Genomic DNA, 16,822 nt, shown 5'->3' with positions numbered 1-16,822 from the left:
GGCCCTCCCGGCGGCCCGAGCCGAGATTATGGCCCGCCTCCTCAACGCCCTGCACCACGAACCACTCCCCGGCGTAACCCACCGTGCACACCACGTCCAACTCGCCGACGGCCGCGCGCTGACCGCCCCCACCGCAGCCACCCTCCCGTTCGCCACCCCCGAACCCGGCCTCACCGCCTGGCTCACCCACCAAGACGGAAGCCGCCTGAGCGACTCCCGCCGGGACGAGGCGAGCCGGGACGAGGCGAGCCGGGACGAGGCGAGCCGGGACGAGGCGAGCAGGCGACAAGTCCGCCGCGGCGGATCCCACCCGGACGACGTCCGCCGGGGCCAAGCCCACGATGGTGGATTCCACTCCGACGAAGCCCGAAGAGGCGGGGCCCGCAGCGGCGAAAGCATCCGACAGACGGGCCGCTGGGACCGATGCGACCCGCACGAGAGTCCCTGGGACCGAAGCAGCCCAGACGAGACCCGCCGAGCCGGAAGCGGTCCCGACGAGAGCTACCGGACCGGAGACGGCCCGGGCAGGACCCACCGGGACGAATCAAATCCGGCCAGAAACCGCCCGGCTGAGGCCTACGACGATCCCGCCACCCTGCTGCGCTCCCTGAACCTCGGCCCCCACACCGAACGCCTCGCCCGGGAAATCGACAACAGCGTCGCCAACCTGGCCCTCGCCTACGCCGACCCCCCACCCACTCCCGCCGCCCTCGACCTCAAGAGAGCCCAAGGCGACCCCGACGGCCTCGTCCGCCTCGAGCAACGGGTCCTCGAAGGCCACCCCCTGCACCCCTGCACCCGTACCCGCGGCGGCATGACCGTCGCCGATGTCCTGGCCTACGCCCCCGAGCACCGCCCGGTCATCCGCCTGCGCCGCCTCGCCGTCCCGCCCGACCGCTGGTACGGCGACACCCCACCGATCCTCTACGCCCACCCCTGGCAGGCCGAACGCATCACCGCCCGCTACCCCTGGCTGACCGATGCCGGCCAGACCGACCTGGTCCGCCCTCTCATGTCCCTGCGCACCGTCGCTCCGCTGTCCGGCGCCGACCATCTCAAGACCGCCGTCGACATCCAGATGACCTCCGCCGTGCGTACCGTCTCACCCGCCGCGATCCACAACGGCCCGCGACTGTCCGACCTGCTCGCGACCCTCACCGCCGACCTGCCCCTGACCGTCCTGCGGGAGACCGCCGCCGGCGCGGTCCTGATCGACGGCCGGCCCCAGCGCCACCTCGCCCACCTGCGCCGCCAAGCCCCGCGGATCGGCGCGACCGAGACCGTGCTGCCCCTGGGCGCCCTGCCGGAGCTGCTGCCCGGCCTGGCCACCGACCCGTACGCGTGGTGGCACGACCTCGTGCACCTGCTGCTCCCGCCGCTTCTGACCGTGCTGGACCGCGGCGTCGCGCTGGAGGCCCACGGGCAGAACACGCTGCTGGTGCTCGACGGCGGCCGGCCGTCGCGGATCGTCTACCGCGACCTCGGCGGTGTCCGGGTCAGCGCCCGCCGGCTGCGTGCCCATGGCGTCGAGGCACCGCCGGTCGAGGGGGATCTGCCCAGCGACGACCCGGACGTGTTGCGCACCAAGCTGGCCGCCGCCGTCCTCGGTACGGTCGCCGGGCAGCTCATCGCCGTGCTGACCCGCGCCGGCGCCGACCCGGAACGGCTGTGGGCAGCCACCGCCGCCGCGATCCGGGGCACCGCGACCAGCGACGCGGCCCGGCTGCTCAGCGACCCGCTGCCGGTCAAGGCGACCACGGCGATGCGGCTGGCCGACGACCCGCTCGTCGACCTTTGGACCACCCACGACAATCCGATGGCGGGGGCATGACACGCAGCCTGGCGACCCGGCGGCTCGCCATCACCGCCGCCCACACCGGCGCGGCCCTGGCCGTGCACGCCCCTCAGCTCAGTGACGGGTTCACCGCCGCGCTGCCCGAGGCGGCCGACGTGGTCGGGCGGCGGCTGCGCGGCGCGCTGGTCCGGGAGGGGATCGTGCCGGCCGCGCCCGGCGACCGGATGCACGCCTTCCACCGCGTCGAGTACGGCACCGCGGGGGCCGACGACCCCGCCGACCTGCTGCCGGAGCGGCTGCCGGGCAACGCTGCCGGGTTCGCCGCCGAGCTGCGCAACGCCGTGGTCAACCTGGCCGTCGCCATGGCCCGGCACGCGCACGTGCCGGCCACCGACCCGGACCACGCCGCGGTCGCCGGGGAGCGGCTCGCCGTCGCCGGGCACAACCTGCACCCGTGCGGGCGGACCCGGCTGGGCTGGGACACCAGCGACGTGCTGGCCCACGACCTGGAGGCCGGGCACACCCGGCTCGGGTTCATCGCGGTCCGCGATGACCTGCACCTGGGCGACGACGTCGGCGCCGCCCTGCGGGAGGTGTATCCGCAGCTGCCGCAGGCGCCGGCGGGCTACCGGCTGCAGCCGGTGCACGCCTGGCAGCGCGACGCCGTGCTGCCGTCGCGCTACCGCGATCTGCTCGACAGCGGGGCGCTGCGGATCCTGGACGACGAGCTCGACGCGATCCCGACCGCCGCGCTGCGGACGCTGCTGCTGCCGGTCGCCGCGGACGGCACCCGCCGGTACGTGAAGGTGTCGCTGGACATCCAGGTCACCTCGACGCGGCGCAGCATCAGCGTCGCCAGTACCCGCAACGGCCCGGCCGTGTCCGTGCTGCTGCACCGGCTCGTCGCCGAGGACCCGGCCGCGGACCGGCTGCTGCTGATGGCCGAGACCGCCGGGGCGGCCGTACCGGCCGGGTCGGGGCGGGACATGGCCGCGATCATGCGCGACGGTCTCACCGGGCGGCTGCGCCCCGGTGAGCAGGCGGTGCCGGGTGGGGCGCTGCCGTTCGTCGCCGCCGCGCTGGTGGCCGAGTTCGCCACGAGTACGGGACGACGCGACGACGCGGGCGCGGCGGCCGCGTTCCTGGACGCGTACACCCGGCTGGTCGTGCCGCCGCTGCTGCGGCTGACGCTGCGCGGGGTGGCCCTGGAGGCGCACCTGCAGAACTGCCTGCCCACGTTCACCGGCGGGGTGCCGCAGCGCCTCGCCGTGCGCGACTTCGCCGGGCTGCGGCTGCACCCGGGCCGGCTGGCCGCCGCCGGTCACGACGTGACGCTGTGGCCCGGCTCGGTGGTCGGTACGGACGATGCCGCGGTGCTGCGGGCCAAGATCGGGTACACGGCGTTCCAGGCGCATCTGGGTGAACTGGTGATCCGGCTCGGTGAGTCGCACGGGCTGGACGAGGACGCCGCGTGGCGGATCGTGCGGGCCGTCGTCGACGAGACCTACGCCGGGGCGGGTGAGCTCGCGGCGCAGGACCACGCCGCTTTCACCGCGCCGACCGTGCCGCACAAGGCGCTGGTGCGGATGCGCCTGGCCGGGGGCGGCGACGAGTACCTGCCGGTGGAGAATCCCCTGCATGCCGCTGCCTGAGCACGTCGCCGCCGCGCTGCGGGCCCTGCCGCGGCCGGTGTGTGCCTACGTCTACGACACGGCCGCGCTGCGGGAGCGGGCCGCCGCGGTGCGGGCCGCGCTGCCGCCGGGCACGACCCTGCTGTACGCGGTGAAGGCCAACGGGCACCCGGCGGTCGTGCGTACCCTCGGCGCGGCCTGCGACGGCCTGGAGGTCGCCTCCGGCGGTGAGCTCGAGCTGGCGGTCGCGGCCGGCGCCGGCCGGATCGTCTTCGGCGGGCCGGGCAAGACCGACGCCGAGCTGGCCGCGGCCGCGGCCGCGGGCGCGCAGGTCAACGTGGAGAGCGGCCACGAGCTGCGGCGCCTGGACCGGGCCGCCCGGGCGGCCGGGACGGTCGTGCAGGCAGCGGTACGGGTCAACCGCGCACAGGCCGCGCTGCCCGGCAGCCACGCCATGACGGGTACGCCCACCCCGTTCGGTGTCGACGAGCAGGAACTGGCCCGGGTGCTGGCCCTGCCGCTGACCTCGGTCCGGATCACCGGCTTCCACCTGCACGCCGTGTCGAACAACCTGGACGCCGCCGCCCACGCCCGGTTCGTCGCCGAGGCGCTGGACTGGTCGGTGGCCACCGCCGCCCGGCACGGGCTGGACCTGCGGTTGGTCAACGTCGGCGGCGGTCTCGGCGTCGACTACCTCAGCGACGCCACCATCGACCTGGGCGAGCTGCGGGCCGGGCTGGCCGGGCTGACGGTGCCGGCCGGCGTGGAGCTGATCGTCGAGCCCGGCCGGATCCTGACCGCCGACGCCGGCTGGTACGCCGCCGAGGTCCTCGACCTCAAGCACACCCACGGCCGCTGGTTCGCGGTGCTACGCGGCGGCACGCACCACTTCCGGCTGCCCGCCGCCTGGGGCTACAGCCACCCGTTCACCGTGCTGCCCGTCGACGACTGGCCCTACGAGTGGCCCCGCCCCCAGGTCACCGACGTCACCGTGGACGCCGTCGGGGAGCTGTGCACCCCGCGCGACGTCCTCGCCCGCGACCAGCCCGTGGACCGGCTGCGCATCGGTGACGTGCTGGTCTTCGCCCGCACCGGCGCGTACGGCTGGGACATCTCCCACCACGACTTCCTGCGCCACCCGCCACCGCGATTCGAGGTGCTCTGACATGGACCCGGTCCACCGCCGCGCCGCCCGGGTCGTCTGCGTCGACGCGGGCGGCCGCATCCTGTTGCTGCACTGGCGGGACCCGGTGGACGGGCACGACGTGTGGGAGCCGCCCGGCGGTGGCGTCGAGCCGGGCGAGGATTTCCTGGCCGCGGCCGCCGTGACCGGGCCGTCGGTGACCGGGCTCGACCCGGCCGCCGTGACCGGGCCGTCGGTGACCGTGCTGCGGGACTTCCGGTGGAAGGGACAGCCGTTCGCCGGGCCCGAGGAGTTCTTCCTGGCCCGCTACGACGTCGCCCGGCCGCCGCTGGCCCGCGACGGCCTCATGCCCGACGAGCAGCTCACCCTGGCCGGGCACGCCTGGCTGAGCCCGGCCGAGCTCAGCGGCCTGGCCGGGCTGGACCCGCCGGACCTGATCGAGGTCATCCGGCGGCTCGGAATTCCGCCCGCCACCGCCTGATCAGCGGGTCGTCGGGGTCACCGATCTCGTCGACCCGTACCGGGGTCAGGCCCGGGGCGGCGAACGCGTCGATCTCCGCGCGGGTCAGCGGCCACGGCGGGCCGTCGGTGCCCGTACCGGTCGCGGCGGCCGCCAGGACCAGCAGGGTGCCGCCGGGCGCGACCAGCGGGCCCACGTTGGCGATCGCCCGGTCCCGGACCGGCTTGGGCAGGGCCTGCACGTTGTTGCTCTCACACACCAGGTCGAAGCCGCCGCGCCACTGCGGCGGCGGGTCCAGCAGGTCCGCCACGCGGTACTCGACCGGGGAGTCCGGGTGCCGCTCGCGGGCCGTGCGCACCGCGGTGGCGGAGATGTCGAACGCCGTGGTGACGAAACCCAGCCCGGCGAGGAACTCGGCGTCGCGGCCCAGCCCACAGCCGATGACCAGGGCGCGGCGGGCGCCGCCGACGACCGCGCCGTCGCGGGCCCACCCGGCGAGCAGCTTGCTGGGCCGCGGCACGTCCCACGGCACCTGTGCGGTGCCCGCGCCGGCTTCGGCGTACAGCTGCTCGAACCAGCCGGTGGGATCGCCGGCCGCCAGCGACGCGGCGGCCAGGCGGGTGGTGTCCGGCACGGTGGGCTCGGGTACGGGCTCGCTCATCGGCGGGCCGCCCGTGGTCCGCGGCGCAGCTCACGCAGGGCCTGGCGGCGGACGTCACCGGTCAGCGTGTCGATGTAGAGCCGGCCGTCGAGGTGGTCGGTCTCGTGCTGCAACGCCCGGGCCAGCAGGCCGGTGCCCTTGATCGTCAGCGGCTCACCGAACTGGTCGACGCCGGTGGCGGTCACCGACCAGGCCCGCCGGGTCGGATACTCCATGCCGGGCAGCGACAGACAGCCCTCCTGGTCGTCCTGCTCACCGTCGAACTCCGACAGCACCGGGTTGATCAGGTGAGCGACCACGCCGCCGACGTTGTACGAGAACGCGCGCAGGCCGACGCCGATCTGCGGGGCGGCGACCCCGGCCCGGCCGGGCTCGCGCACGGTGTCCTCCAGGTCGGTGATCAGCGCCCGCAGGTCGTCGTCGAACGCGACGACCTCGGCCGCGGGGGTCCGCAGCACCGGGTCGCCGTAGAAGCGGATTCCTCGCACAGTCATGGCCTCAACCTAGGCGAAGCGGGTGCGCGGCTCAGGGACCGGCCAGCGCGGCGCGCATCGGGGCCGCCTTGGCCGCCGCCTCGTCGACCTCAGCCCACGGGTCACTGTCGATGGTGATGCCGCCGCCGGCCCACAGGTGCACCCGTTCACCGTCGACGGCCGCCGTACGGATGCTCAGGCCCAGGTCGATGTGGTCGGTGCCGACCCAGCCCAGGGCGCCCATGGCGACGCCGCGGCCGACCGGCTCCAGCCGGGCGATCTCGCGCAGTGCCGCGTGCTTGGGGGCGCCGGTCACCGAGCCGCCCGGGCACAGCGCCCGGAGCAGCTCGGGCAGGCCCACCGGCTGCTCGATCGGGGCGGACACCACCGACTCGGCCTGCCACAGCTCGCACCAGCGGCGCACCGCGAACAGCTCGTCGACCCGGACCGGGCCCACGCCCAGGCGGGCCAGGTCGTTGCGTTCCAGGTCGACGATCATCACGTGCTCGGCGCGTTCCTTGGCCGAGGCGAGCAGCTCGCGGCGGCCCTGCTCGGTGGCCGGCCGGGTGCCCTTGATGGGCCGGGTGATCACCCGGCCGCCGCGGACCTCGACCAGCGTCTCCGGCGTGGCCGTCGCCACGGCCCAGCCGTCGCCGCTCAGCACGCCGCCGTAGCGCGCGCCGGGCAGGGCGGCCACCCGGGCCAGGGCCGGCCCCGGATCGCCCGTGTACGGCGCCGAGGCATGCCCCACGACGTTGACCTGATAGACATCGCCACGCCCGATCGCGTCCCGGACCGCGGTGACCGCGGCGGCGTGCTCGGCGCGGCTCCAACTGTCGTGCCACGGACCGAGCCGCCACTCGTCCGGGCTTGCACCCGCTGCGGAACCTCCCGAATTGCCGGAGCCGATCGCACACGCTCCCATCACGGACGGTGACGGCTCGACCGGGTCACGGTGGGTGTGCACGACGGCCACCACATCCGGGATCCCGGGGACCGGAGAAGGCGCTCCGGCAGGCCCGCCGATGATCACCGAACCGGCCGACGCGGACACGTACAGTGTTGCGCCGCAAGGGGTTCCGACGCCGGTCGGGTGGAATTGGGTAGCCGTTCGGCCGATGTCTCGCACCGGCAGTCCGTTGCCTTCGAGGAACGCCGCGACAAGCTCTGCGGGGTCACCACCATCACCCACCGACCACTCGAAACGGTATGACTCACCGTGACGGCCCTGGCAGGACGCCGGAGAACCCGGTTGAGGACCCCGCCCGGGTGTCGGAAAGTGGTCGGCGGCGGCTCTGCCGTGGAACATCAGAACAGTGGATTCTCTCAATGGGGCGCCGTCACTCACGAGATCCGGATTCGTTCGGATGGGAGTAGTGTTCCGCCCCGTTGATGTGAAGCACGACACAACCCCCTACCGGAGACACCAGATGTGCCAGCACCAGAAGTCCTGCCCCTCTGCCGAAGCCGTCGACCGCGAAGCGGCCCGGATCGTGGCGACCTTCCCCGAGCAGGGATGGAGCCTGCTCTGCAACGGTGTCATCGTCTTCGAGGACACCGGTGAGCTGCTGCCCGACGGCAGGACGATCGCACCACACCGCGGACCGGCGGTGCACGCCCTCGCGGCCTGACAACACCGGCGGGGCCTCGCCACGAGACCCCGCCGCGCTACGGCTCAGTCCTCGAACGCCTCCGGCGAGGGGCACGAGCAGACCAGGTTCCGGTCCCCGTACGCCCCGTCGATGCGCCGCACCGGCGGCCAGTACTTCGAGGTCCGGTCCACCCCGGCCGGGAAACCCGCCAGCGACCGCGGGTACGCGTGCTGCCACTCGTCCGCCGTCACCGCCGCCGCCGTGTGCGGGGCGTTGTGCAGCGGATTGTCGTCCCGCGGCCACTCCCCCGCCGCCACCCGCTCGATCTCGGCCCGGATCGCGATCATCGCGTCGCAGAACCGGTCCAGCTCGGCCAGGTCCTCGCTCTCGGTCGGCTCCACCATCAGCGTCCCGGCCACCGGGAACGACATCGTCGGCGCGTGGAAGCCGTAGTCGATGAGCCGCTTCGCCACATCGTCGACCGACACGCCCGTCGCCTTGGTCAGCGGCCGCAGGTCCAGGATGCACTCGTGCGCGACCAGGCCCTCGTTGCCGGCGTACAGCACCGGGTAGTGCTCCCGCAGCCGCGCCGCCACGTAGTTCGCCGCCAGCACCGCCACCCCGGTCGCCGCGGCCAGCCCCTCCGGGCCCATCATCCGCAGGTACGCCCACGAGATGGGCAGGATCCCGGCCGAGCCGTGCGCCGCCGCCGACACCGCGTGGTGCTCACCGGGCTCCAGCGGGTCACCCGGCAGGAACTCCGCCAGATGCGCGCGCACCGCGACCGGGCCCACGCCGGGGCCTCCGCCGCCGTGCGGGATGCAGAACGTCTTGTGCAGGTTCAGGTGCGACACGTCCGCGCCGAACTTGCCCGGCTTGGCGAAACCGACCAGCGCGTTCAGGTTCGCCCCGTCGACGTACACCTGGCCGCCCGCGTCGTGCACCGCGCCGCACAGCTCCGCGATGCCCTTCTCGTACACGCCGTGGGTCGACGGATACGTCACCATGATCGCCGCCAGCGCGTCCGCGTGCTCGGAGATCTTGGCGGCCAGGTCACCCAGGTCCACGTTGCCGTTCTCGTCGCAGGCCACCACGACCACCCGCATGCCCGCCATCACCGCGCTGGCCGCGTTCGTGCCGTGCGCACTCGACGGGATCAGACACACGTCCCGGTGCGTCTCACCCCGCGAACGGTGATAACCCCGGATCGCCAGCAGACCCGCCAGCTCACCCTGCGAACCCGCGTTCGGCTGCACGCTCACCGCGTCGTACCCGGTGACCTCGGCCAGCCACCCCTCCAGCTGCGCCACCAGCGCCTCGTAGCCGGCCGTCTGCGACGCCGGCGCGTACGGGTGGATGTTGGCGAACTCCGCCCAGCTGACCGGCTCCATCTCGGTGGTCGCGTTCAGCTTCATCGTGCACGAGCCCAGCGGGATCATGCCCCGGTCCAGCGCGTAGTCGCGGTCCGACAGCTTGCGCAGGTACCGCAGCATCGCCGTCTCCGAGTGGTGCGCCGAGAACACCGGGTGCGTCAGATAGTCGGTGGTGCGCTCCAGACCCGCCGGCAACGCCACACCAGCAGGCGCCGCCGGAGCCGCACCGAACGCGGCCAGCACCGCCGCCACGTGCGCCGGCGTCGTCGTCTCGTCACACGCGACCGACACCCGGTCGGCGTCCACCAGCCGCAGATTGATCCCCGCACCCTCGGCCGTCGCGACCACCTCAGCCGCCCGGCCCGGCACCACCGCGGTCACCGTGTCGAAGAACGCGGCGTGCGCGACCTCCACCCCGGCCGCGGCCAGCCCGGCCGCGACCGCACCGGCCCGCTCATGGGTACGCCGGGCGATCTCCCGCAGCCCCGCCGGACCGTGATACACCGCGTACATGCTCGCCATCACCGCCAGCAGGACCTGCGCGGTGCAGATGTTGCTCGTCGCCCGCTCCCGGCGGATGTGCTGCTCACGGGTCTGCAGAGCCAGCCTGTACGCCGGAGCGCCGTCCGCGTCCCGCGACACCCCGACCAGCCGGCCCGGCAACGAACGCTCCAGCCCGGCCCGCACCGCCAGGTAACCGGCGTGCGGGCCACCGAAGCCCAGCGGTACGCCGAACCGCTGCGTCGTGCCCGCCGCGATGTCCGCCCCGATCTCGCCCGGCGCCCGCAGCAACGTCAGCGCCAGCAGATCCGCCGCCACCGTCACCAGCGCACCCACCGCGTGCGCCGCCTCGACCAGCGCCGCGTGATCCCGCACCGCGCCCGAGGCGCCCGGATACTGCAGGTGCAGCCCGAAGAACTCCGCCGGCAGCTCCGCACCGGCGTCCAGGTCGGCCAGGACGATCTCGATACCCAGCGGCTCGGCCCGGGTCCGCAGGATCGCCAGCGTCTGCGGCAGCGTGTCCGCGTCGACCACGTACACCGGGCTCTTGCTCTTGCTCGACCGGCGGGCCAGGGTCATCGCCTCGGCCACCGCCGTGCCCTCGTCCAGCATCGACGCGTTCGCCGTGGTCAGCCCGGTCAGATCGGTCACCATCGTCTGGAAGTTCAGCAGCGCCTCCAGCCGGCCCTGGCTGATCTCCGGCTGATACGGCGTGTACGCCGTGTACCAGGCCGGATTCTCCAGCACGTTGCGCCGGATCACCGCCGGGGTGAAGGTGCCATAGTAGCCGAGCCCGATCATCGAGGTCGCCACCGTGTTGCGGCCGGCGATCTCCCGCAGCTCCGCGATCGTCTCCTCCTCGGAGGCGGCCGAGGGCAGCTCCAGCGACCCGTGCCAGCGGATCACCTCGGGAATCGCGGCGTCCATCAGCGCGTCGAGCGAGGCGTACCCGATCGCCTTGAGCATCTGGGTCTGCGCATCGGCATCCGGGCCGATGTGGCGGTCAGCGAACGTCATAGCGGCTCCTGCGGGGAGAGAGAGGTCGGCGGACGCAACCTCCCCCTCTGTCATACCCACAGGGCACTCCAGAGTCGCCTACCTACGCGGTCCTTTTGCCTGAGAGGTTCCGGGGAGGATTTGCCCCTTCGGCGCCACCGAGGTGGTCTCTCCCGCGCGGTGTACGGCTGCTACGAACCTACCAGCGCGCACGTTTCGATCATGTGTCCCTAGGGTGTGGTGTGTGACCTACTCCGCGGCGCCAGACCGCTACGACACCATGACCTACCGCCGCGCCGGGCGCAGCGGGCTCAAACTGCCCGCCATCAGCCTCGGCCTGTGGCACAACTTCGGCGACGCCCGCCCCATCGAACGCCAGCGCGACATCACCCGCCGCGCCTTCGACCTCGGCGTCACCCACTTCGACCTGGCCAACAACTACGGCCCGCCGCCCGGCAGCGCCGAGGAGAACTTCGGCCGCGTCCTGGCCACCGACTTCCGCCACCACCGCGACGAACTCGTCGTCTCCACCAAGGCCGGCTACCACATGTGGAACGGCCCCTACGGTGAGTGGGGCTCCCGCAAATACCTGGTCTCCTCGCTGGACCAGTCCCTGCGCCGGCTCGGCCTCGACTACGTCGACATCTTCTACCACCACCGCCCCGACCCGGACACCCCGCTGGAAGAGACCATGGGCGCCCTCGACGCCGTCGTCCGCTCCGGCAAGGCCCTCTATGTCGGCATCAGCAACTACAACGCCGAACAGACCGCCCGCGCCGCCGCCATCCTGCAGGAACTCGGCACTCCCCTGCTGATCCACCAGCCGTCCTACTCCATCCTCAACCGCTGGATCGAGAAGGACCACCTGCTCGACACGCTGGAAGCTGTCGGCGCCGGGTGCATCGCCTTCAGCCCCCTGCAGCAGGGCCTGCTCACCGACCGCTACCTCGGCGGCATCCCCGACGACTCCCGGGTACGCACCAGCGTCTTCCTCAACGAGAGCGACCTGGACAAGCCCACCATGGGCCGCATCCACAACCTCAACGACATCGCCCGTCGCCGCGGCCAGTCCCTGGCCCAGATGGCGCTGGCCTGGGCCCTGCGCGACCAGCGCATGACCAGCCTGATCATCGGCGCCAGCAGCGTCGAACAGCTCGAGACCAACGTCGCCGCCCTGGACAAGCTCGACCTGAGCGACGACGACCTGCAGGCGATCGACGGCACCAGCCTGGACCTGTGACCGCCCTCGTCACCGAGCACACGATCCTCGCGGTCGTGGTCGGCTCCCGCGCGTACGGCCTCGCCGGCCCGGGCTCCGACCACGACCGGCGAGGCGTGTACGCAGCCCCCACCGCCCTGTTCTGGCATCTCGACAAGCCACCGACCCACCTCGACGGCCCGGCCGACGAACAGTTCTCCTGGGAGCTCGAACGCTTCTGCACCCTGGCCCTGCAGGGCAACCCGACCGTGCTCGAAGTGCTCTGGTCACCCCTGATCACCGCGGTCACCGCCGACGGCGAACACCTGCTGGCCACCCGGCAGGCGTTCCTCTCCCGGCGCGTCGCCGACACGTACGGCGCGTACGCCCGTGACCAGCTCAAACGCGTCGACGCCCGGCGCCGGCGCAGCGGCGGGACCAACCACAAACAGGCCATGCACATGATCCGGCTGCTGCTGGCCGGCGCCCACGTCCTGCGGACCGGCGAAGTGCTCGTCGACGTGTCCCCGCTGCGCGAGCGCCTGCTGGCCGTCAAGAACGGCGACGTGCCGTGGGAATCGGTGACCGCGTGGGCCGGCGACCTGCTGGCCGACCTGGACGAGGCGGCCGCGCGCACCGCCCTGCCCGAGACGCCGGACCGGGCCGCCGTCGACGCGCTGCTCTACGCCGTACGGGAAAGGGGTCTGCCATGACCATCGACGTGCCGAACTGGGCCGGCCAGGTCGCCGAGGACCTGCCCTACCCCCTGATCTTCGCCACCGTGAGCGGCGCCCACCTGTACGGCTTCGCGTCGGCCGACTCGGACCTGGATCTCCGGGCCGCCCACCTACTGCCGGCGGCCGAGGTCGTCGGCCTGCGCACCGGCCCCGAGACCCTGCAGTCCGACGGCTGGCGCGACGGCGTCGAACTCGACGTGGTCAGCCACGACCTGCTCAAGTTCGCCCGCCTGCTCACCGGCCGCAACGGCTACGTGCTGGAACAGCTGCTGTCCCCGCTGGTGGTCGCCACCTCCCCGGTCCACGAAGAGCTGAAGGCGCTGGCCCCGACGCTGATCACCCGCCACCACGCTCACCACTACCTGGGCTTCGCGGCGACCCAGGAGCGGCTCTTCGACCGCACCGGCGAGCTCAAGCCGGCGCTGTACACGCTGCGGGTGCTGCTCACCGGAGTGCACCTCATGCGGACCGGCGAGCTCGAGACCGACCTCGGCCTGCTGGGCACCGGCCTGGCGTACGTGCCGGAGCTGATCGGCCGCAAGCGCGAGGCGGAGCACGGCCCGTTCCCGTCGGCCGTGCGCGCCGACCTCGCCCGGGACATCCCCCGGCTTCGGGCCGAGCTGGAGACGGCGCGGGACGCTTCCACGCTGCCCGAGCAGGCCGACCGGGACGCCGTCGAGGCGTTGCACCAGCTGGTCGTCCGTACCCGGCTTTCTTAGTTTCGTCGTCCGCCGCAGGCGGTCATTTCTGCTTCTGGTGCGGCGTGCCGCACTGCGCCTAAGGCATCCTAGGACTCTAGGAGTTATCCTTCAGCAGGGTTGGCGGTCTACCCTGGTCCCATGCCCACCACCGCGCCCGACGCCCCGGCGGTTCACCTCGCCCGGCCGCACCGGCCGGTGCTCGTGGCAGGCACCCTCGGCGAGCTGACCGGCCCGGCCCACGGACTGGTCGAGCTACCGCTGCGGCTGTGGTGGAATCCGGTGCGCACGTTCGACCTGGACCAGCCGACGATGCTGCTCTGGATGTACGAGAACGTGCTGCGTGAGGCGGTGCGGGTGGACGAGCTGCGCAGTTATCTGCACGGGCCGACGCTGGTGCGGATCTGGGCGGAGCTCAACCTGCCCCGTGGTGTCCGCGCCGCGTGGGAGGCTCGCCACCCGATGCTGCGCCGGGCCGCGGCCGCCTGAGCCCTGATCGTCCTCCACCACAATGCCGGCTACCGCTACCACGCGATAGCCCGGTGCAACGAGAACGACGGCCACGTCTATTTCGCGAACGGACCAGTCGTGAGGGCTCCCAATTACTCGCGCGCCTACTGCCACGAGTACGCGTACGCGGATGACGCCTTCATCGATTTCGACTGAGCGACCACAGGATCGATGGCTGCCCAAGGGTGTTGAGGATCTGATGGTGACGACAGACCTCAACACCCTTTGCGTCACGAGCTCCAGGAACATCCGCGTCGCCCGATGCTGTCTCTTCGACCGCGCGGTCCTCCTGAAGGTCATCGACGGCACAGGGCCGACCGATCGGCGGCAAGTCGGCGCGGGGTCGGACGGCCTCTTCGCGCAGAACGCGCACCGCCTCAGAACCGGATCGTGCCCCGGCCGGTCGCGGTGGCGCCGCGGGGCAGATCCGCTAGCGTCGCCGGGGTGAGCGGGAACATCGACGACTTCTACCGTGACGTCGCCACCATCGCCCTGACCGTCGGGGAGAAGCACGGCTTCGTGCTCGGTGGCGGCGTCGCCTGGCTGGTCAACGGCCTGGTGCAACGCCCGACCGAGGACATCGACCTGTTCACCGACACCGCCGGGGCCGTCGAGGCTGCCGCCGGGCAGGTCACCGCCGCCCTCACCGACGCCGGCTACCAGGTGTTCCGCGAGGTCGGTGACGAGCTCTTCGAGGGCATGGACGACGACCTGCGCGAGTACCACGTGGCCGACGGCACCCGCGCGCTGCGGCTGACCCTGACCCGGCTGGACCGCAGCCGGGCCCCGGTGGTGATGGACGTGGGCCCGGTGATGCACCTGGACGACCTGGTCGCGTCCAAGGTCGCGGCGCTGGTCAACCGGCGGGAGGTCCGCGACTACATCGACGTGGCGGCCGCGCTGGAGCGGTATTCGCTCACGCGGGTGCTGGAGCTGGCCCGGGCGCTGGACCCCGGCCTGGACGACGATGAGGTGGCCGACGCCGGACGGTATCTGGACCGGCTCGACGACGCTCGGTTCGCGGTCTACGGACTCAGCCCGGAGCAGGTCCGGGTGGTGCGGGAGCGGCTGGCGGCCTGGCCGCGCTGACGAGCTCCCGTCGCCGGAGGTAGTAGACGAAGCCCTCCCAGTCCGGCTCCGAACGGTCCGGGCGCATGCCCGCCGCCGCGGCGCACCGCACACTGGCCTCGTTGTCCGGCTCGACGCCGGCCGCGAACAGCACCACGTCGGCGACCTCCGGCGCGGCCATGACCGCCAGCAGCGCCGCCGTCCCGAAGCCTTGCCTCCAGCGGCGCGGATCCACGACGTACACCAGCCCCATGCTCAGGCCCGGCTCCACCGCCTCGATCACCGGGCCGCCCGGGCCCTCCGAATACCGGCACCAGCGGTCGTACACCTCCCCACCGATGTTCGCGACCACCGCCCCGGACGGGTCGTACGCCACCCAGGAGTGGTCGCGCAGCACCCGGCGCCCGCGGAACGTCTCGCCCAGTCCCGTGCCGGCCAGCTCCAGGTTCCGGACCGGCCACTGCGGGCCGCCCAGCCGCCGGACCACCTCCGGGTGCTCGAACCAGGGCTGTACGGCGGGCAGCAACTCCCGGGTGAACGGCGCCAGCATCACGTCCATGGCCTCCAGTGTGCCCCCGAGGCGGGCGTCCGAATACCGCCAGACCGCCGGGCGGGCGGCGCCGCAGGATGAGGTCATGACGACGACCATCGCGTACCGGATCAGCGCCCTCTCCCCCGCCGTGCTCGATGAGGCCCGGGCCGGGAGAGCGGCCGAACGGCACTGTGCGCGCGGGGGTGAGCCGCTGCGGTGCTGCCTGCGTGACGCGGCCGCCGGTGAGGGACTCCTGCTCTTCAACTACGAGCCGCCGCTTCCCGCGTCGCCGTACCGGGAGAAGGGTGCGGTGTTCGCCCACGCCGCGCCCTGCGGCGGGCCTGCCGACGACCTGACCTATCCGGGCGACTGGTACGGCCGTCCGCAGGTGCTGCGGGCCTACGACAGCGCCGGGCGGATCCATCCGGCCAGCCGGCAGCACGACGGTGGTGATCCGGTGGCGGCGCTCACCGCCGTGCTGGCCGAGCCGGGCGTTGTCCTGGTGCACAGCCGCAACGTGGTCTACGGCTGCTACATGTTCAGCGTGCTGCCTACGGGCGCAGCGTCGCGGTGACGTCGTCCACGTCGAAGGTGGTCACGCCGCCGCCCGCGGACTCGCTGCCGGCGAAGGTGATGATCGCGGTGCGTTCGGTGGCCGCGGCGGCGGCCCCGGCGCCGTACTGGTGCCAGTCGGTCGGCATGTCGAAGGCGAACGAGAAGCGGGTCTTCGGCGGCTCGCCGGTCACCCCGAGGCCCATGTTGAGGTAGTCGCCCCGGCTGGTCTCGGTGGAGCTCGCCCGGGCGTAGAACCTCACGTCCAGGCCGCAGCCGGCCGGGATCGTGACCGTGGAGCGCAGCAGGTCGGTGCGGGTGACGTCGAGGCCGGCGAAGGTCGCGTACGCCCGGCCGGTGTGCGCCGGGCGTTCCGGCGTGCCCAGCACCACCATCCGGGGGCCGGCGGTCCAGCCCGCCGTCCCGCGCTCGAAGCTGGGGTTGAGCTGCACCTGGGCCGTGCAGGGGGCCGGTGCGGGCGTGGCCGGGGCCTGGGCACCGCCGGTGGTGACCACGAGGGCGGCGGCCAGGACGACGAGGACTTTCACGGGACCTCCGAAGATCGGTGACATAGAACAATGTCGATACATTCTGCAACCGATCGGCAACCCGGTGTGTCCCGTTCCGCACCCGGTCGAGCGCAATCTCTCTCTTGCGAGGCCACCACCGCACCAGAGGAGCTCCCGGAATGCGCCTTCGAATCGGTTCCACCATCGCCGTCGTCGCCGCCGTCATCGGCCTCGCGGGCAGCGTCGCCGGCCCGATCTACTCGGCGTTCGGCGTCTAGCAGGTCCGTACCACTCCACAGCAGGGTCCCTTCCGTGGGGGGGGGGGGGGGGGGGCCGGGGAGGGGGGTGTTGGGGAGGGTGGGCCACCATGACACTCAACGAAAACCTTCCGG

18 protein-coding genes and 1 riboswitch are annotated in these 16,822 nt (G+C 72.9%); of the genes, 11 read left to right on the top strand and 7 right to left on the bottom strand.

The genetic code is table 11. The features are described from left to right. Positions 1-544 precede the first annotated feature (544 nt). Positions 545-781 carry a hypothetical protein gene (locus tag ACZ6S4_RS34780; RefSeq protein ID WP_465479032.1) on the bottom strand — a complete coding sequence of 79 codons (237 nt, stop codon included), beginning with the start codon at positions 779-781 and terminating at the stop codon, positions 545-547. On the opposite strand from ACZ6S4_RS34780, the gene ACZ6S4_RS34775 reads away from it, so the two are divergent. The 4 genes from ACZ6S4_RS34775 to ACZ6S4_RS34760 are packed head-to-tail and all read left to right on the top strand — an operon-like array spanning position 668 to position 5,051. Next, on the top strand, positions 668-1,831 hold the full coding sequence (locus tag ACZ6S4_RS34775) for an IucA/IucC family protein (RefSeq protein ID WP_465479029.1): 1,164 nt from the start codon (positions 668-670) through the stop codon (positions 1,829-1,831). The genes ACZ6S4_RS34780 and ACZ6S4_RS34775 overlap by 114 nt on opposite strands. Next, positions 1,828-3,447: an IucA/IucC family protein gene (locus ACZ6S4_RS34770; RefSeq protein ID WP_465478969.1), complete on the top strand. Its 1,620-nt coding sequence runs from the start codon at positions 1,828-1,830 to the stop codon at positions 3,445-3,447. Before ACZ6S4_RS34775 ends, ACZ6S4_RS34770 begins: the two co-directional genes overlap by 4 nt. Continuing rightward, the gene (locus ACZ6S4_RS34765) at positions 3,434-4,591 is read left to right on the top strand and encodes an alanine racemase (protein ID WP_465478968.1); all 1,158 of its coding nucleotides are present in this window, start codon (positions 3,434-3,436) and stop codon (positions 4,589-4,591) included. Before ACZ6S4_RS34770 ends, ACZ6S4_RS34765 begins: the two co-directional genes overlap by 14 nt. Before the next feature lies 1 nt (position 4,592). Further along, positions 4,593-5,051 (top strand): NUDIX domain-containing protein, encoded by a 459-nt coding sequence (locus ACZ6S4_RS34760; RefSeq protein ID WP_465478967.1) that lies wholly within the window; start codon positions 4,593-4,595, stop codon positions 5,049-5,051. Here ACZ6S4_RS34760 and ACZ6S4_RS34755 read toward each other — a convergent pair. The 3 genes from ACZ6S4_RS34755 to ACZ6S4_RS34745 are packed head-to-tail and all read right to left on the bottom strand — an operon-like array spanning position 5,014 to position 7,473. Next, positions 5,014-5,691, bottom strand: coding sequence for a class I SAM-dependent methyltransferase (locus ACZ6S4_RS34755; RefSeq protein WP_465478966.1), 678 nt, complete (start codon positions 5,689-5,691; stop codon positions 5,014-5,016). The two genes, ACZ6S4_RS34760 and ACZ6S4_RS34755, sit on opposite strands and share 38 nt — an antisense overlap. After that, positions 5,688-6,185: a peptide deformylase gene (locus tag ACZ6S4_RS34750; RefSeq protein WP_465478965.1), complete on the bottom strand. Its 498-nt coding sequence runs from the start codon at positions 6,183-6,185 to the stop codon at positions 5,688-5,690. The genes ACZ6S4_RS34755 and ACZ6S4_RS34750 overlap by 4 nt, the downstream gene beginning before the upstream one ends. Positions 6,186-6,216: 31 nt before the next feature. Continuing rightward, a complete protein-coding gene (locus ACZ6S4_RS34745; RefSeq protein ID WP_465478964.1) occupies positions 6,217-7,473 on the bottom strand; it encodes a chorismate-binding protein in 1,257 nt (418 codons plus the stop codon). 121 nt (positions 7,474-7,594) lie between these two features. Here ACZ6S4_RS34745 and ACZ6S4_RS34740 point away from each other — a divergent pair, with 121 nt between their 5' ends. After that, complete coding sequence (locus ACZ6S4_RS34740) at positions 7,595-7,795, top strand: DUF5999 family protein (protein ID WP_212986528.1); 201 nt, start codon at positions 7,595-7,597, stop codon at positions 7,793-7,795. Positions 7,796-7,839: 44 nt separating this feature from the next. Here the strand turns inward: ACZ6S4_RS34740 and gcvP are convergent, their stop codons facing one another. Then, a complete protein-coding gene (gcvP, locus tag ACZ6S4_RS34735; protein WP_465478963.1) occupies positions 7,840-10,647 on the bottom strand; it encodes an aminomethyl-transferring glycine dehydrogenase in 2,808 nt (935 codons plus the stop codon). 77 nt (positions 10,648-10,724) lie between these two features. Next, a riboswitch (glycine riboswitch) is annotated at positions 10,725-10,812 on the bottom strand. A gap of 58 nt (positions 10,813-10,870) precedes the next feature. On the opposite strand from gcvP, the gene mgrA reads away from it, so the two are divergent. The 5 genes from mgrA to ACZ6S4_RS34710 all read left to right on the top strand — a co-directional run bounded on the left by mgrA (position 10,871) and on the right by ACZ6S4_RS34710 (position 14,858). Further along, complete coding sequence (mgrA, locus tag ACZ6S4_RS34730) at positions 10,871-11,866, top strand: L-glyceraldehyde 3-phosphate reductase (RefSeq protein WP_465478962.1); 996 nt, start codon at positions 10,871-10,873, stop codon at positions 11,864-11,866. Continuing rightward, the gene (locus tag ACZ6S4_RS34725; RefSeq protein ID WP_465478961.1) at positions 11,863-12,537 is read left to right on the top strand and encodes a nucleotidyltransferase domain-containing protein; all 675 of its coding nucleotides are present in this window, start codon (positions 11,863-11,865) and stop codon (positions 12,535-12,537) included. Before mgrA ends, ACZ6S4_RS34725 begins: the two co-directional genes overlap by 4 nt. Further along, positions 12,534-13,280 carry a nucleotidyltransferase domain-containing protein gene (locus ACZ6S4_RS34720; protein ID WP_465478960.1) on the top strand — a complete coding sequence of 249 codons (747 nt, stop codon included), beginning with the start codon at positions 12,534-12,536 and terminating at the stop codon, positions 13,278-13,280. The genes ACZ6S4_RS34725 and ACZ6S4_RS34720 overlap by 4 nt, the downstream gene beginning before the upstream one ends. A gap of 120 nt (positions 13,281-13,400) precedes the next feature. Continuing rightward, a complete protein-coding gene (locus tag ACZ6S4_RS34715) occupies positions 13,401-13,748 on the top strand; it encodes a hypothetical protein (protein ID WP_465478959.1) in 348 nt (115 codons plus the stop codon). A gap of 465 nt (positions 13,749-14,213) precedes the next feature. Then, the gene (locus ACZ6S4_RS34710) at positions 14,214-14,858 is read left to right on the top strand and encodes a nucleotidyl transferase AbiEii/AbiGii toxin family protein (RefSeq protein WP_465478958.1); all 645 of its coding nucleotides are present in this window, start codon (positions 14,214-14,216) and stop codon (positions 14,856-14,858) included. Here ACZ6S4_RS34710 and ACZ6S4_RS34705 read toward each other — a convergent pair. Next, positions 14,803-15,474 carry a GNAT family N-acetyltransferase gene (locus tag ACZ6S4_RS34705; protein WP_465478957.1) on the bottom strand — a complete coding sequence of 224 codons (672 nt, stop codon included), beginning with the start codon at positions 15,472-15,474 and terminating at the stop codon, positions 14,803-14,805. The genes ACZ6S4_RS34710 and ACZ6S4_RS34705 overlap by 56 nt on opposite strands. Between ACZ6S4_RS34705 and ACZ6S4_RS34700 the strand changes: the two genes are divergently transcribed. Continuing rightward, complete coding sequence (locus ACZ6S4_RS34700) at positions 15,473-15,943, top strand: DUF1203 domain-containing protein (RefSeq protein WP_465478956.1); 471 nt, start codon at positions 15,473-15,475, stop codon at positions 15,941-15,943. The genes ACZ6S4_RS34705 and ACZ6S4_RS34700 overlap by 2 nt on opposite strands. Here the strand turns inward: ACZ6S4_RS34700 and ACZ6S4_RS34695 are convergent. After that, on the bottom strand, positions 15,921-16,469 hold the full coding sequence (locus ACZ6S4_RS34695) for a hypothetical protein (protein WP_465478955.1): 549 nt from the start codon (positions 16,467-16,469) through the stop codon (positions 15,921-15,923). The genes ACZ6S4_RS34700 and ACZ6S4_RS34695 overlap by 23 nt on opposite strands. Positions 16,470-16,822: the final 353 nt, after the last annotated feature.

Source organism: Actinoplanes sp. NPDC051405, assembly GCF_055586185.1.
Note: the sequence above shows the minus strand (reverse complement) of the source record. Positions and strands in the feature narration are given on the sequence as shown.